This is a genomic window from Micromonospora sp. D75 (genome assembly GCF_018070405.1).
In the GTDB taxonomy this organism is placed as follows: Bacteria; Actinomycetota; Actinomycetes; order Mycobacteriales; family Micromonosporaceae; genus Micromonospora; species Micromonospora chalcea.
Map to the genome: position 1 here is coordinate 1 of NZ_JAGPXV010000074.1, position 14681 is coordinate 14681.

Consider the following 14681-nt stretch of genomic DNA (forward strand, 5'->3'; position numbering starts at 1 on the left):
CGACGGCTGGCGCTGGCAGCTCCCACCGGCTGCCAGCCGCGTGGTGGAGACGCTGCCCGGCGCGGAGTTGCGCCGGATCGCGGAGGCGGCGGCCGGGACGCTGCGCGAGGCGGCCACGCACGGGGTGGCCGGCCGCGCGGTGGGTCAGCGGGTGCTGCGGGACGCGCTGCTGGACCACGTCGCCGTGGTGGTGACGCCGGACGAGGACCCGCGCATGCCGGTGGAGGTGTCGCAGCGGCTGGTGCAGGGTCTGGTCCGGATGGGCTTCGCCGGTAGCGGCGAGGACGACGTTCAGGTGCGGGTCGCCGGCCGGTGGGTCGGGCTCGTCGGTCCGTTCGGGGCGGTGTGGTCGCGTACCGTCGCCGATCTTGCACTCAGGCCGATGCCGGGTCAGCCGAAAGTATGACCCATCATCGGCCTTCCGGTTTGGGGCGGCCGTTGGGGGGATGCCTCATGCCGCCTGTCCGGGTACCGTCCTTCCTCGGATCCAACGCACCGTAGGCGATTGGATCCGCTGGGGAGTGAGGTGCGCGAGCGATGCCGTGGTGGTCATGGCGCCCTGGTCCCGCCGCTGGCGGCGAACCGGAGACTCGAAGCGGAGTCACAGTGGATGACACCATCCGGGTGGGGCCACCTACCCCGCGCCAGCCGGGAGACGACGCGCCGGCACCCGAGCGCCCGGCCCTGGCGGACATGCCGGCCACTGTCGCCCCGGTCACCCTGAGCCGGGTCTGCGACGCGCTCGACCTGCTGGACGTGCGCTACCTGGCCGACGGCGGCGGCAACCTGCTGGCCATGTGGGAGCGGCACGCCGTGCTCGTCGCGCTGGAGGGCCCGGAGGACGAGATCCTGGTGATGCGGGCCCGCCCGCACGCCACCGTCCCGCCGGACTGGGCCGACCGGGCGTACCGGGTGGTCAACGAGTGGAACCACACCCGCCGCTTCTGCAAGGCGTACATCGGCGACCCGACCGAGCGCGGCCAGCTCCCGATCTACGCCGAACTCCAGGTCCCGCTCGGCGCCGGGGCCCACGACGCGCTGCTCGTCGAGATGCTCGACTGCGGCGCCGCGGTCGCCACCACGTTCGTCGACTGGCTGCACGACGAGGGCGCGCTGCTCTGAGAGCCGGGCGGCTCAGCCGGCCGCCGGGTCCTCCATCACGTTCACCATGAAGTAGGCGGCCCGCTCCAGGTAGTCCCAGAGCGCGCCGGCGAGCTGCGGCGGCAGGTCCAGCGCGTCCACCGCCCGGCGCATGTGCAGCAACCAGGCGTCGCGCTCCGCGGCGCCGATCCGGAACGGGGCGTGCCGCATCCGCAGCCGGGGGTGCCCGCGCTGCTCGGAGTAGGTGTGCGGCCCACCCCAGTACTGGATGAGGAAGAGGGTCAGCCGGTCCGCCGCCGGGCCCAGATCCTCCTCCGGATACATCGGCCGCAGCAGCGGGTCCTCGGCGACGCCGGCGTAGAACTCGTCCACCAGCTTGCGGAAGGCCGGTTCACCGCCGATCGCCTCGAAGAGGGTCATCGACTCGCCTGGGGAAGTCACGCTTCCATCCTGCCAGGTGCGCCCCCGCGGTCGCGCCCGCCCGCGGGGCGGCGCGGATCACGTCACCGCGTGCCGGCGCCGGCCGTGCTCCCGGCCCCGGTCGCCCGCCGCCGGGCCACGCGCGGCGTGCGTGGGTGCGGCGGCGTCCGGGGCCGACTCGGCGCGGGCGGCCGCGATCGCCGCGTCGATGGTGCGCGGCCGAGGCCAGGCGAACGCCGCGACGAGCATCAGCAGCACGCCCGCCGCACTCCACGCGCCGACCACCGACGGGACGGAGAACCGCTCGGCGAGGGCGCCGGTGGCGAGCACCGCGGCGCCCTGGATGACCTGGGTGCCGGTGGCCATCACCCCGAACGCCCGGGCCCGGTAGCCGTCCGGCAGGGCCTGCACGAACAGCCCGTTGGCGACCGGCACCAGCCCGGCGACGGCGAAGCCGCACGCCGCGGCGAGCAACGCCACCACGGACGGGGCCGGGTCGAGGAGCGCGGGCACGAGCACCGCCGGCGCGATCACCATCAGCGGCCGCATCAGCGCCAACCGGCGCGCCGGGGCGATCAGCCGCCCGATGATCACCCCGCCGAGGACGTATCCGACCGGACCGGCGGCCATGATGACCGCCTGGGCGGTGCCGGCGTCCATCGTGCCGTCGGTGCGCTCGGCGGCCCAGCCGGCGGCCAGCCCTTCGGGGACGATCGAGAACAGCATCGCGCTGAACACCAGCATCGCGATGGCCCGCAGCACCGGCCGTTCGAAGACGATGCGGAAGCCCTGGCCGGTCTCCCGCAGCAGGTGGCTGCGGTGCTTCGCGGTCATCGTCGACGGCCGGTCGTGTACGCCGACGCGGACCAGCAGGGCCGACAGGGCGAAGGTCGCCGCGTTGACGAGCAGCGCGGCGTTCGGGTTCAGCGCGGCGATGGTCGCGCCGATCAGGTAGCCGACGACCTGGGCGGCCTGGGACGCGCTGGTGAACGCGGACAGGCCCACCACCAGCCGGTCGCCGGTGAGGATCTGCGGCATCACCGCCGAGCGCGCCGCCTGGCTCGGCGGATTCGCGAGCGTGGCCAGGAAGATCAGCGCGAGGACCGACCAGGCCGGCATGAACGGCATGGCGACGAGCACCATCAGCGCCATCCGGATCAGGTCGCAGATCACCATGACCCGGCGGTAGCGGTGCCGCTCGGCGAGCGCGGAGAGCAACGGGCCACCGAGCAGCCAGGGCAGATAGCTGACCGCGAACGCGGCGGCGGAGAGCGCGACCGATTCGGTCTCGCGCAGCACGAGCACGGTGACCGCGGCCTTGGCGAGATAGTCGCCGACCCAGGAGAGGATGTTGGCGGCGAAGAGCGCCCGGAACTCCGGCTGACCGAACACGTCGCGGAAGGTGGCCGGGCCCTCCTGGGCGGGTCGCTCGTCGGACACCGTCGCCTCCATCGTTCCTGGTCGACCACTTGTGATGGCCCGACCGGGAACCGTCGTCAGATCAACCGATCAGCGAGGACACGAGCACGCTCCCCGGTGGAGCGTGTTCACCGGATTCTGCCCGATCGTCTGACAACTGGCTAGGGTGAACGGATTGATCGTCGCATCTCCGACTGAACCGAACGGACGATACCCGAGGGGCCGCGCGGAGCGCGACCCCCGGAAAATAGTCCGGCTTGTCCGGCGACTCAGGTGGGTCCGCTGGTCCCCGTGCCCTCGGCCGTGGGCGTCGCCGGCGTCTGGGGCGGCAGCCCGGGGAAGAGCCGGGCCGCCGCGATCTGCGCCGTGATCCCGGAGTTCTCCAGCGCCTCGGCGAGGCGGCGGCGCAGCTCCCGGCCCACCGCGAACTGCCCGTCCGCGGTGGTCTTGACGACGGTACGGATCACCGTGCCGTCCACGGTGATCTGCTCGACGCCGAGGACCTCCGGCGCCTCGACGATCTTCGGCGCCAGCTCCGGGTCCAGCGCCACCGACGCCGCCGCGGTACGCAGCACCGCCGTGGCCTCCTCGGTGCCGGCGAAGCCGATCGGCAGGTCGACCACGACCAGGGCCCAACCCTGACTCTTGTTGCCGACGCGGACGATCTCCCCGTTGCGGATGTACCAGAGCACCCCGCGGCCGTCACGGACCGTGGTCACCCGCAGGCCCACCGCCTCCACCACGCCCGTCGCCTCGCCGAGGTCGACCGTGTCACCGACGCCGTACTGGTCCTCGATCAACATGAACAGGCCGGCGATCAGGTCCTTGACCAGGCTCTGCGCGCCGAAACCGAGCGCCACGCCGGCGATGCCCGCGCTGGCCAGCAGCGGGGCCAGGTCGAAGCTGAACTCCTTGAGCACCATCAGCAACGCGATGCCGAACACGAACGCGGTGACCATGCTGCGCAGCACCGACCCGATCGCCTCGGCCCGCTGCCGCCGCCGCTCCGGCACGAACTGGTCCGGGTCGGGCGTGGCGCTGGGAATCCGCTCCCGCAGCGGGCGGAGCATGGTCGGCACCGCGCCGTCGGTGGTGGTCCGCACCAGCCGGTTGATGGTCCGGTGCAGCGCCCAGCGGGCGGCCACCGCGAGCAGCAGGATCAGCGCCACCCGCAGCGGCTTGAACAGGATCCAGTAGCTGCTCTCGGCGAACCAGGCGGAGTCGGTGACCCGGTACACCCACTCGCAGGAGCTGCTGCCCTGGCAGTCCGGCCGCCGGTCGGAGACGGCGGACAGCAGGGCGGAGATCAGGTCGGAGAGATTCACAGTGCTTTCGTACCGCACCCGCGTCGCCCGTCCGGCGCGGACCCACCGCCGGCCGGGCAACCCGCCCTGCTTCCTGCTCCGTTGTACCGGGGGGCGGCAAAAACGCCCCGGCCCGCACGGGGGCCCCGCGACTGGCCGTCCAGCGCGCAGCTGGGCGGAGCAAGGGGAAAAGCGACATGACGGAGGAACTCTTAGGCGCGCGCCGATCCTGGTCCCGTCGTCAGGTGCTGACGGTGGTGGCGGCGGCGGCCGGTGCCGCGCCGCTGGTGGCGACCGGGGCAGCGAAACTGTCTGCCGAATCGCCTGTCAAGTTCCGCAGCGACCCGTTCGAGATCCGCGATCTGCCGCAGGGGCAGCGGCCCTACTACAGCGGGGTGCGGCTGCCGCTCGTCGACACGGGCACGCACGACGAGCACGGCGTACGCATGGCGCTGCTCACCGGGAAGCTCTACGACCATCCGGTGGCCCAGGCCCAGTACGGCATCAACCTGCTGGAGAGTTACCGGGTCACCGGCGATCAGGTGTACCTCAAGCGGGCGATGGCGCAGGCGCAGCGCCTGATCGACAGGCGGGTCGTGCGGCGGGACGCCTGGTTCTACCCGTACCGGTTCCGGCACGCCATGCACCGCGGCACCGACGTCTACGAGACGCCGTGGTACTCGATGATGGCCCAGGGGCAGGCGATGAGCCTCTTCGTCCGGCTGGCGCAGATCGTCGGCGAGCGCACCCACTGGCGGCAGGCGGCCGACTCGACGTTCGCGTCCTACCTGCTCCCGCCGGTGGGCGGCCTGCCGTGGGGGGTGTACGTCAAGGACGGGCTGCTCTGGCTTGAGGAGTACGCCCACCCGACGCGGGTGCGCGGCGACCAGACCTACAACGGGCACGTCTTCTCGGCCTTCGGGCTCTGGGACTACTGGAGCCTGAGCCGCGACGCCCGGGCCCGCCAGATGCTCCAGGGCGCGATCACCACCGCCCGGGACGCCCACCACCTCGTCCGCACCCGCCAGTGGCGGAGCCGGTACTGCCTCACCCACCGCAAGGACGCGGGCATGTACCACTCGACGCACATCATCCAGCACGCCGTGCTGCACGCGATCACCGGCGACCCGACCTTCGCCGGGATCATGGACCTGTTCTACTCCGACCACCCCACCTACGGGGTGTCCGGAACGATCCGGCTCGCCCCCGGGGACCACGTCGGCTACAAGTTCGACGCGGCCGGCACGGTCCTGGACCGCAAGCGGATCTCCCTGACCAGGCCGACCGAGGCGGCCTCCACGGAACGGCACAAGGTGATGCGGCAGACCGGCATCTGGTACGACATCAGCGAGGGGAGCCTGAGCGGGTACCTGGTCCAGGAGATCCCCGGCCGGTCGTACCAGATCGGGAGAGCGGCGCCGATCGGCTACCGCATCCCGCGCTCGGCGGTGGTCGTCGCCGCGCCCGGCAGGGCGTACTCCCTGGACGACGCCGGGAAGGTGACGGCGGTGACCGCCGGCCTCGCCGTCGGTGACACCGTGACAGTGGATCTGCGCGCCGCCATCGACGGCGTCCAGCACTACCGCCTGGCCGCCGGCCCGCACGAGGGCCAGTGGGTCCGGCTGGGCACCCTGCGTAGCGTCGGCACGGCGTAGCGCGAGCGCGCCGGACCGCCCCGGTGCGGGTGATCCGGTGGGCCGCTTGCAGATTCGTGCGTGCAATCGAGGGCGCGATCAGGGACTATTGGCGCAACGGACGTCGGTGATCCGGCCGGCGTCGGAATTCGTTCCGCGCTGTTCGCGGGCGGTTCCGGCGCGCAGACGGCGGGAGCGGCTGGACCGGGAGGGTGAGCGCGATGCCTGACATACGACCCACGGCGGGCTCCGGTGCGCTCGTTCTCAACGCCACCTACGAACCCCTGTGCGTCGTGTCGGTGCGTCGTGCCGCGATCCTCGTGCTCTCCGCCAAGGCGATCTGCGTCGCCGACGGCGAGGGCATCCTGCACAGCGCGCGCAACGCGTTACCGGTGCCCTCAGTGGTACGCCTGACCCGCTACGTCCGGGTGCCCTACCGCACCCACGTCGGGCTGTCCCGGCGGGCCGTGTTCGCCCGCGACGGGTGGCGGTGCGCGTACTGCCGGGGGCCGGCGGAGACCATCGACCACGTGTTCCCGCGCAGCCGGGGTGGCCGGCACGCCTGGGAGAACGTGGTCGCCGCGTGCGCGCGGTGCAACCACACCAAAGGCGACAAGACGCCGGCCGAGCTGGGCTGGCGGCTGCACCACCTGCCGGCCGCCCCGAAAGGGGCGGCCTGGCGGGTTCTCGGGCACCGCGCGCCCGACCCGCGCTGGGCGGACTGGCTCGACCTGCGCGAGCCCGAGTCCGAGGCGGCCTGACCGGAGCGCTCAGCGCGCCTTGACCAGCGAGGCGTAGACGACCAGGTTGTCCGCGTACCCGGTCTCGCCGCCCACCCAGCGCCCACCGCAGGTGATCAGCCGCAGGTTGGGCCGGCTGAAGTCGCCGTAGACGTCCTCCACCGGCAGTTTCTCCTTGCCGTACCGCTCGATCGAGGTCACCTCGAACACCGCCACCGAGCGGTCCTCGCGGGTCACCTCGATCCGGTCGCCGTCGTCGAGGTTCTTCAGCCCGTGGAAGACGGCCGGCCCGGTGGTGGTGTCGACGTGCCCGACGAGCACCGCCGGGCCGTACTGGCCGGGGGTGGGGCCCTGGTCGTACCAGCCGACCTCGCCGGCCCGGTCCACGTCCGGCACGTCGATGCTGCCGTCCGGCGCGATTCCGACGCGGTGCACCGGCGCGCGCAGGTCGAGCTTGCCGATGCTCAGGTCGGTCGGCGGGCTGGCCGGCAGCACCGGGAACTTCTTCGGCGGCGGGCGCAGGCCGGCGACGATCCGGTCCGGCAGCACGCTGACCCCGGTCACCCGTTCCAGCCCGAGCATGGCCACGATCAGCGCCATCACGCTCGCCACCACGAGCACCGGGACACCCGGGTTGCGGCTCGGGGCGTACCGGCGGGTGGTGGCCGGTGCGGCGCGGGCCGGGACCGGCCGCGGGTCGGCGGTGGTGACGCTGGCCGTGAAGGCGTGCCCGGCGACATGGGCGAACCGGCGCGCGGCCCGGGACGTCAGCCGCAGCGCGGCCCGGAGCCGTTTCGCGCGCTCCGGCGGCCGGCGGCCGGCGGCGCGACGGCGGGTGCGGTCCGCCGCCGGGCCGGCGCGGTCCCGGCGGCGCGATTTGCGGGCCATGTCGGCGCCTCGTCAGACGCGGTTACCGGTCTTGCGGCGGGCGCTCACACCGGCCACCACTGCCACCGCCACCAGCCCGCCGACCAGCAGCAGCGAGCCGGTGCCCCGGCCGCCCGCGGCGCCCCCACCGCCGGTCGCCGGTCCCTTGCTCGGCTGCGCCATGTTCAGCACGGTGAGCATGGTCGAGGCGGTGTTGCCGTTGGAGCAGTCCAGGTTCACCGGGTAGTCGCCGGGCGCCTTGTTGCCGGGCACGGTGACCGAGCCGGTGAGGAAGCCGTTGTCGGGCCGCAGCGTCACCCGCCCGAAGGCGTCCGAGGTGACCTGGGCCTGACGGTTGTTGCTGTTGTCGCAGCCGGCCCGCAGGCTCACCCGGGAACCGGCCTGGACGCTGTTCGGCGTCACCTCGATGAACACGCTCTCGCCGGCCCGCGCCGGTGGCGCGGTCGCCAGGACGAACGTCGCGACCAGGCCGAACAGGCCCAGTACGGACGACAGCACGCGGTGTGACAGGAGCCCTCGCATGGTTCCCCCCTCCCGGCGCGACGGTGCGCCGGACCCACTGACGGGCAGCGGCGGCTGCTTTCCCGGGGGGCAGGGGAAGCTAACGAGGCGCCTTCACCACGGGATGCCAGGCCAGCGGCGTGGAGAGCACCATCGTGCTGGACGGCTGGCCGTACGGGGCGAGCCGGTCGATGACCTCCTCGAACTCGCCCATGTTGGTGGCGGCGACCTTGAGCATGCTGCAGGCGTCCCCGGTGATCCGGTGGATCTCCATGATCTCCGGCCAGCCGGCCACCTCGGGGTCGTTGAGGATGCAGCGCGCGCCGTAGCAGGACATCCGGATCAGGGCGAGCACCGTGCGTCCGGCCCGGGTGAGGTCGACGTGGGCGTGGTAGCCGGTGATCACGCCGGACTCCTCCAGCCGCCGCACCCGTTCGGCCACCGCGGGCGGGGACAGGTGGACCCGGCGGGACAACTCGCTGTACGAGAGCCGGGCGTCGGCCTGGAGCTCACGCAGCAACGCCCAGTCCATGTCGTCCACGCGGGGACCTTCCTTCCGTAAAGGGAGCGACGCGAGATGGTTTCGGTTCGCGAGGTGAGACCACCATACCGCCGTTGAACAGGCATTCCATTCGGCCGCCCACCAGCGGGATCATGACGTCTACCCCGCGCACGGACGGAGAACGACTGTGGAACAGACGACGGCGGTGCGCCCGGTAACCCCCCAGGAACGGGCGGCTCGGGCGGCACGCAACGGCGGCGAGCCGACGCTGGAATTCGCCGAGCGCGTGCCGTACGACGCCTACGTACGGGCCAGCACCCTGCACCGGCTCCAGGAGCCGCTCAGCGACGACCCGGGCGAGATGTCCTTCCTGATGGTCAGCCAGATCATGGAGCTGTACTTCGGGCTGACCTGCCACGAGCTGCGGCACGCCAAGCGCGAGCTGCGCGAGGACCGGATCTGGGAGGCGCTGCCCCCGCTGCGCCGGGCCGCCCTGCACCTGGAGGGCCTCAACGCCGCCTGGCACGGCCTGCGCTGGATGAGCCCGGCCGACTTCAACCGCTTCCGCGACCGGCTCGGCGAGGGCTCCGGCTTCCAGTCCGCGATGTACCGGCAGCTGGAGTTCCTGCTCGGCCTGCGCGACCGGGCGCTGATCCGCCCGTTCCGCCGGCAGACCGACGTGTACGACGAGCTGACCGCCGCGCTCGCCACGCCGAGCCTCTGGGACGAGGTGGTGGCGCTGCTGGCCCGCAAGGGCTTCGACGTGCCGGCCGAGCTGCTGGAGCGGGACGTCAACACCGAGCACGAGGCGCACCCGGCGATCGAGGCGGCCTGGGTCCGGATCTACGGCGACAGCGGCCCGGACAACCACCTGCGCCTGCTCGGCGACGCGCTGACCGAGATCGCCGAGGAGTTCGGCGACTGGCGCTGGAACCACGTCAAGGCCGTGCAGCGCACCATGGGCGCCAAGGTCGGCAGCGGCGGTTCCGCCGGACTGGCATGGTTGCAGCGCAGCATGGCCCGGGTGGTCTTCCCCGAGCTGTGGTCGGCCCGCACCGCGATGTGACGAGAGAGAACAGCATGCACACCCCCGAGAACGAAGCCCTCCGCCGCGACGCCGACGACCCCGGTCACCGGCACCTGTTCCACATCCCACCCGCCGACGGCGGGCGCTACCCGGACACGGCGTACCTGGCCGGCAACTCGCTCGGCCTCCAGCCCCGGGCCACGAGGGACGAGCTCCTCGCCGACCTCGACGCCTGGCAGCGCCTGGGCGTGGAGGGGCACCTGGAGTCGGAGCGGCCCTGGCTGCCGTACCACGAGCTGCTGACCGCGCCGGCCGCCCGCCTGGTCGGCGCGCTGCCCGCCGAGACCGTGGTGATGAACTCCCTCACGGTCAACCTGCACCTGCTGATGGTGAGCTTCTACCGGCCGGCCGGCGAGCGCACCCGCATCGTCATCGAGGACAGCGCGTTCCCCTCGGACAGCTACGCCGTGCGCAGCCAGGCCCGCTTCCACGGCCTGGACCCGGACACCACTGTCGTCCGCCTCAAGCCGCGCCCCGGCTCCGACACGCTCGGCACGCAGGACGTGCTGGACTTCCTGGCCCGCGAGGGCCACACCGTGGCGCTGCTGATGCTCGGCGGCGTGAACTACCTGACCGGCGAGCTGATGGACATCCCCACCATCACCGCCGCCGGGCGGGCCGCGGGCGCGGTGGTCGGCTGGGACCTGGCGCACGCCGCCGGCAACGTGCCGCTGGCGCTGCACGACTGGGACGTCGACTTCGCGGCCTGGTGCTCCTACAAGTACCTCAACTCCGGCCCGGGCGCGCTGGGCGGCGTCTTCGTCCACGAACGGCACCTCGGCGACCCGTCGATCCAGCGCTTCGAGGGCTGGTGGAGCACCGAGGCGGCCACCCGGTTCGAGATGACCCCGGTGTCCCGGCCGCCGGCCACCGTCGAGGCGTGGCAGATCTCCAACCCGCCGATCTTCGCGATGGGCCCGGTGCGTACCTCGCTGGAGCTGTTCGACTCCGTCGGCATGCCGGCGCTGCGCGAGCGCAGCCTGCGGCTCACCGCCTGGCTGGAGCAGCTGCTCGACGAGGTCACGCCGGGCCGCCCGCTGAGCGTGGTCACCCCGCGCGACCCGGCCCGGCGCGGCTGCCAGCTCTCGGTGCGGATCGGGGTGGGCAGCGCGAACGAGCTGACCAAGCGGCTGCGGCACGAGCACGGCGTCGTCGCCGACGCCCGGGAGCCGGACATCGTCCGGTTCGCCCCGGTGCCGCTCTACTCGACGTACCACGACTGCTGGCGGGTCGCCGAGGCCCTGGCGGCAACGGTTGAGAAGGAGGGGTCATGACGGAGCGCGACGAGATCGCTGTCGTCGGCGCCGGGCTGGCCGGCTGCCTGCTGGCCTGCTACCTGGCCCGGCGCGGCTACCCGGTGGCCCTCTACGAGCGGCGGCCCGACCCGCGTACCGGCACCGTCGAGCGGGGCCGCTCGATCAACCTGGCGCTGTCCGAGCGCGGCCTGGACGCGCTGCGCCGCATCGGCCTGGAGGACGAGGTGATGGCGGACGCGCTGCCGATGCGCGGCCGCATGATCCACCCGGTCGAGGGTGAGCCGGAGTTCCAGTCCTACAGCGGCTCCGGGGACCGGGCGATCAACTCGATCAGCCGGGGCGCGCTGAACAACGCGCTGCTGGACGCCGCCGCCGCGCTGCCGAACGTGCGCGTCGCGTTCGACCACCGGCTGGTCGGCCTCGACCCGCTCGGCGGCGAGATGACGTTCGAGACCCCGCAGGGCAAGGTCACCGCCACCGCCTCGGTCATCCTCGGCGCCGACGGCGCCGGCTCCGCGGTGCGCGGGCAACTGCTCGCGTACGGGGGCCTGACCGAGAGCCTCGACTTCCTCGACTACGGCTACAAGGAGCTGACCATCCCGCCGCTGGGCGGGGAGTTCGCGCTCGACCCGGGCGCGCTGCACATCTGGCCGCGCGGCACCTCGATGATGATCGCGCTGCCGAACCCGGACCGCTCCTTCACCTGCACGCTCTTCTGGCCGACCCACGGCACGCGCAGCTTCGCGTCGCTGAGCAGCCCGGCCGCGATCGAGCGGTTCTTCGCCACCCACTACCCGGACCTGGTCCCGCTGGCCCCGAACCTGGTCGACGACTACCAGCACAACCCGATCGGCCTGCTCGGCACGGTGCGCTGCACGCCGTGGCAGGTGGCCGGGAAGGTCGGCCTGATCGGCGACGCCGCGCACGCCATCGTGCCGTTCTACGGCCAGGGCGCGAACTGCGCGTTCGAGGACGTGGTCGAGCTGGACCGCTGCCTCGACGAGTGCGACGACGAGTGGGCCGCCGCGCTGCCGCTGTTCCAGCACCGCCGCCAGGACAACGCGGAGGCGATCGCCCGGATGGCGCTGGCGAACTTCGTGGAGATGCGGGACAAGGTCGCCTCGCCGGTGTTCCGGACCCGCAAGCAGGTCGAGCACGCGCTGGAGCGCGCGCTGCCCGGCCGCTACGTCTCCCAGTACGAGCTGGTCTCGTTCTCGACCACCCCGTACGCGCAGGTGCGCCGCCGGGTGCGCGCGCAGTACGCGGTGGTCGGCGCGGTAGCGGCCGGCGCGGTGGCGCTGCTGGCCGGTGGGGTCCGCGCGGCGCTGGGGCGGCGGCGATGACGCTCTGGGATCCCCGGCTGATGGCCGGGCACGCGCCGGACGGCCCCGGCCTGCTGCGCAACTTCGTCGGCGGCGCGTTCGTCGACGCCGGCTCCCGGTTCACCAAGCGCAGCCCGGTCACCGGCGAGCCGGTGTTCGAGGTGGTCGAGGCGTCGCAGTCCACGGTGGACGACGCGGTGGCCGCGGCCCGGGCGGCGCTGCGCGGCCCGTGGGGCCGGATGGGGGAGCGGGAACGCGCCGAGGTGCTGCGCCGGGTCGCCGACGAGCTGGAGCGGCGCTTCGACGACCTGGTTGCCGCCGAGGTGGCGGACACCGGCAAGGCCATCTCGCAGGCCCGGACGCTCGACATCCCGCGCGGCGCGGCCAACTTCCGCGCGTTCGCCGAGATCGTCGCGACCGCGCCCACCGAGTCGTTCACCACTGTCACCCCGACCGGTGGCCGGGCGCTGAACTACGCGGTCCGCAAGCCGGTCGGCGTGGTCGCGGTGATCGTGCCGTGGAACCTGCCGCTGCTGCTGCTCACCTGGAAGGTCGCGCCGGCCCTGGCCTGCGGCAACGCCGTGGTGGTCAAGCCCAGCGAGGAGACCCCGGCCTCGGCCACGCTGCTGGCCGAGGTGATGGCCGCGGCGGGCGTGCCGGACGGCGTGTTCAACCTGGTGCACGGCTTCGGCCCGGGCTCGGCCGGCGAGCACCTGACCCGCCACCCGGGCGTGGACGCGATCACGTTCACCGGCGAGTCGGCCACCGGCAGCGCGATCATGCGCGCCGCCGCCGACGGGGTGAAGGCGGTCAGCTTCGAGCTCGGCGGCAAGAACGCCGGCCTGGTGTTCGCCGACGCCGACCTGGACGCGGCGGTGGCCGGCTCGGTGCGGTCCAGTTTCACAAACGGCGGCCAGGTGTGCCTGTGCACCGAGCGCATCTACGTGCAGCGGCCGGTGTTCGAGGAGTTCACCGCGCGGCTGGCCAAGCGTGCCGACGAGCTAGCGTACGGCTGGCCGGACGACGAGGCGACGGCGAACATGCCGCTGATCTCGCACGGGCACCGGGACAAGGTGCTCGGCCACTACGCGCTGGCCCGCGCCGAGGGCGCCGAGGTCCGCGCGGGCGGCGGTACGCCGCGCTTCGGCGACGGCCGCGACGGCGGGGCGTACGTGCAGCCGACGGTGCTCACCGGCCTCGGCGCGGACGCCCGCACCAACCAGGAGGAGATCTTCGGCCCGGTGGTGCACGTCGCGCCGTTCGACGACGAGGACGAGGCGTTCGCGCTGGCCAACGGTACCGACTACGGCCTGGCCGCGACGGTGTGGACGCGGGACGTGGGCCGGGCGCACCGGGCCGGCGCCCGGCTCGACGCCGGCATCGTCTGGGTGAACACCTGGTTCCTGCGCGACCTGCGCACCCCGTTCGGCGGGGTGAAGGCGTCGGGTGTCGGCCGCGAGGGCGGCGTGCACTCGCTCGACTTCTATTCCGAACTGACAAACGTCTGTGTGGACCTGTCATGAGCGCGCGTGGTGGGCAGAATGGCCGGAATCCCCAGCGACGTAAGCGAGGAACCGCCATGACCGTGGACATCGAGGCCGCCAACCGGGAACTCGCGGTGGCCCGGCAGGAGGGCAAACCCTGCCCGCCGCTGCGCGGCCGGCTGCTGCCCGAGGGCGACGTCGAGGCCGCGTACCAGGTGCAGCAGGTCTACACCCGGCAACGGCTGGGCAAGGGGCACCGCCGCGTCGGCGCGAAGATCGGCCTGACGTCGCGAACCGTGCAGGAGAGCTTCGGCGTCTTCCAGCCCGACTTCGGGGTGCTCTTCGACGACATGGCCGTCGGCGACGGCGTCGAGGTGCCGATCGACCGGCTGCTCCAGCCGCGGGTGGAGGCGGAGATCGCCTTCGTGCTCGGCGCGGACCTGCCGGACGAGCGGGTCACCACTGTCGACCTGATCCGGGCGGTGGACCACGTGCTGCCGGCCATCGAGATCGTCGACTCGCGGGTCGCCGACTGGGACATCTCCATCGTGGACACGGTGGCGGACAACGCCTCCAGCGGGCTGTTCGTGCTCGGCACCGCGCCCCGGCGGCTCGCCGACCTGGACCTGCGGTTGTGCGGCATGGTGCTGGAGCACGCCGGTGAGCCGGTCTCGGTCGGCGCGGGCGCGGCCTGCCTCGGCAACCCGCTGCACGCGCTGCAGTGGCTGGCCGCGACCATGGCCCGGGCGGGCGATCCGCTCAAGGCCGGTGACGTGGTGCTCTCCGGCGCGCTCGGCCCGATGGTGCCGGTCACGCCCGGCGCCGCGTACGAGGCGCGCATCTCCGGGCTCGGCTCGGTGCGTACCTGTTTCTCGCGGGAGGGAAGCTCATGAGCGGCGTCGGAGTGGCGGTGCTCGGGTCGGGCAACATCGGCACCGACCTGATGATCAAGGTGCTGCGGCTCAGTGAGAGCCTGCGCATGGTGGCGATGGCCGGCATCGACCCGGCCTCGGACGGTCTGGC

14 protein-coding genes and 2 pseudogenes are annotated in these 14681 nt (G+C 73.0%); 10 read left to right on the forward strand and 6 right to left on the reverse strand.

Annotation, left to right across the window (positions count from 1 at the left end; translation table 11 throughout):
* Both KBX39_RS07285 and KBX39_RS07290 read left to right on the forward strand, forming a co-directional pair.
* Nucleotides 1–406: pseudogene (locus KBX39_RS07285) on the forward strand (hypothetical protein); the annotation flags it as partial.
* A gap of 131 nt (nt 407–537) precedes the next feature.
* Nucleotides 538–1122 carry a YbjN domain-containing protein gene (locus tag KBX39_RS07290; RefSeq protein WP_043328898.1) on the forward strand — a complete coding sequence of 195 codons (585 nt, stop codon included), beginning with the start codon at nt 538–540 and terminating at the stop codon, nt 1120–1122.
* 12 nt (nt 1123–1134) lie between these two features.
* On the opposite strand, the gene KBX39_RS07295 is transcribed toward KBX39_RS07290, so the two are convergent.
* The 3 genes from KBX39_RS07295 to KBX39_RS07305 form a co-directional block, all read right to left on the reverse strand.
* Nucleotides 1135–1521 carry a globin gene (locus tag KBX39_RS07295; RefSeq protein ID WP_051611386.1) on the reverse strand — a complete coding sequence of 129 codons (387 nt, stop codon included), beginning with the start codon at nt 1519–1521 and terminating at the stop codon, nt 1135–1137.
* A 78-nt stretch (nt 1522–1599) separates the two neighbouring features.
* A complete protein-coding gene (locus KBX39_RS07300) occupies nt 1600–2973 on the reverse strand; it encodes an MFS transporter (protein ID WP_043328901.1) in 1374 nt (457 codons plus the stop codon).
* Between the two features lie 236 nt (nt 2974–3209).
* Complete coding sequence (locus KBX39_RS07305; protein WP_223201338.1) at nt 3210–4265, reverse strand: mechanosensitive ion channel family protein; 1056 nt, start codon at nt 4263–4265, stop codon at nt 3210–3212.
* Nucleotides 4266–4441: 176 nt separating this feature from the next.
* Here KBX39_RS07305 and KBX39_RS07310 point away from each other — a divergent pair, with 176 nt between their 5' ends.
* Nucleotides 4442–5899 (forward strand): D-glucuronyl C5-epimerase family protein, encoded by a 1458-nt coding sequence (locus KBX39_RS07310; protein ID WP_209962962.1) that lies wholly within the window; start codon nt 4442–4444, stop codon nt 5897–5899.
* Nucleotides 5900–6099: 200 nt separating this feature from the next.
* Entirely contained in the window at nt 6100–6639 is a 540-nt protein-coding gene (locus tag KBX39_RS07315; RefSeq protein ID WP_030502198.1) for an HNH endonuclease, read from the forward strand.
* Between the two features lie 9 nt (nt 6640–6648).
* Here the strand turns inward: KBX39_RS07315 and KBX39_RS07320 are convergent, their stop codons facing one another.
* The 3 genes from KBX39_RS07320 to KBX39_RS07330 all read right to left on the reverse strand — a co-directional run bounded on the left by KBX39_RS07320 (nt 6649) and on the right by KBX39_RS07330 (nt 8548).
* Nucleotides 6649–7506, reverse strand: coding sequence for a class F sortase (locus tag KBX39_RS07320; protein ID WP_043328904.1), 858 nt, complete (start codon nt 7504–7506; stop codon nt 6649–6651).
* A gap of 12 nt (nt 7507–7518) precedes the next feature.
* A complete protein-coding gene (locus tag KBX39_RS07325) occupies nt 7519–8028 on the reverse strand; it encodes a hypothetical protein (protein ID WP_043328906.1) in 510 nt (169 codons plus the stop codon).
* 79 nt (nt 8029–8107) lie between these two features.
* Entirely contained in the window at nt 8108–8548 is a 441-nt protein-coding gene (locus KBX39_RS07330; protein WP_030502195.1) for an Lrp/AsnC family transcriptional regulator, read from the reverse strand.
* A gap of 148 nt (nt 8549–8696) precedes the next feature.
* Between KBX39_RS07330 and KBX39_RS07335 the strand changes: the two genes are divergently transcribed.
* The 6 genes and pseudogenes from KBX39_RS07335 to KBX39_RS07360 form a co-directional block, all read left to right on the forward strand.
* Complete coding sequence (locus KBX39_RS07335; protein WP_210869708.1) at nt 8697–9575, forward strand: tryptophan 2,3-dioxygenase family protein; 879 nt, start codon at nt 8697–8699, stop codon at nt 9573–9575.
* Nucleotides 9576–9589: 14 nt separating this feature from the next.
* Nucleotides 9590–10870 (forward strand): kynureninase, encoded by a 1281-nt coding sequence (gene kynU, locus KBX39_RS07340; RefSeq protein ID WP_210869710.1) that lies wholly within the window; start codon nt 9590–9592, stop codon nt 10868–10870.
* The gene (locus KBX39_RS07345) at nt 10867–12195 is read left to right on the forward strand and encodes an NAD(P)/FAD-dependent oxidoreductase (RefSeq protein WP_210869712.1); all 1329 of its coding nucleotides are present in this window, start codon (nt 10867–10869) and stop codon (nt 12193–12195) included. Before kynU ends, KBX39_RS07345 begins: the two co-directional genes overlap by 4 nt.
* Nucleotides 12196–12215: 20 nt before the next feature.
* Nucleotides 12216–13697 (forward strand): 2-hydroxymuconic semialdehyde dehydrogenase, encoded by a 1482-nt coding sequence (locus tag KBX39_RS07350; RefSeq protein ID WP_210869716.1) that lies wholly within the window; start codon nt 12216–12218, stop codon nt 13695–13697.
* 56 nt (nt 13698–13753) lie between these two features.
* Nucleotides 13754–14551 (forward strand): 2-keto-4-pentenoate hydratase, encoded by a 798-nt coding sequence (locus KBX39_RS07355; RefSeq protein ID WP_210869714.1) that lies wholly within the window; start codon nt 13754–13756, stop codon nt 14549–14551.
* Nucleotides 14548–14681, forward strand: a pseudogene (locus KBX39_RS07360) (acetaldehyde dehydrogenase (acetylating)); the annotation flags it as partial. The gene KBX39_RS07355 and the pseudogene KBX39_RS07360, both read left to right, overlap by 4 nt.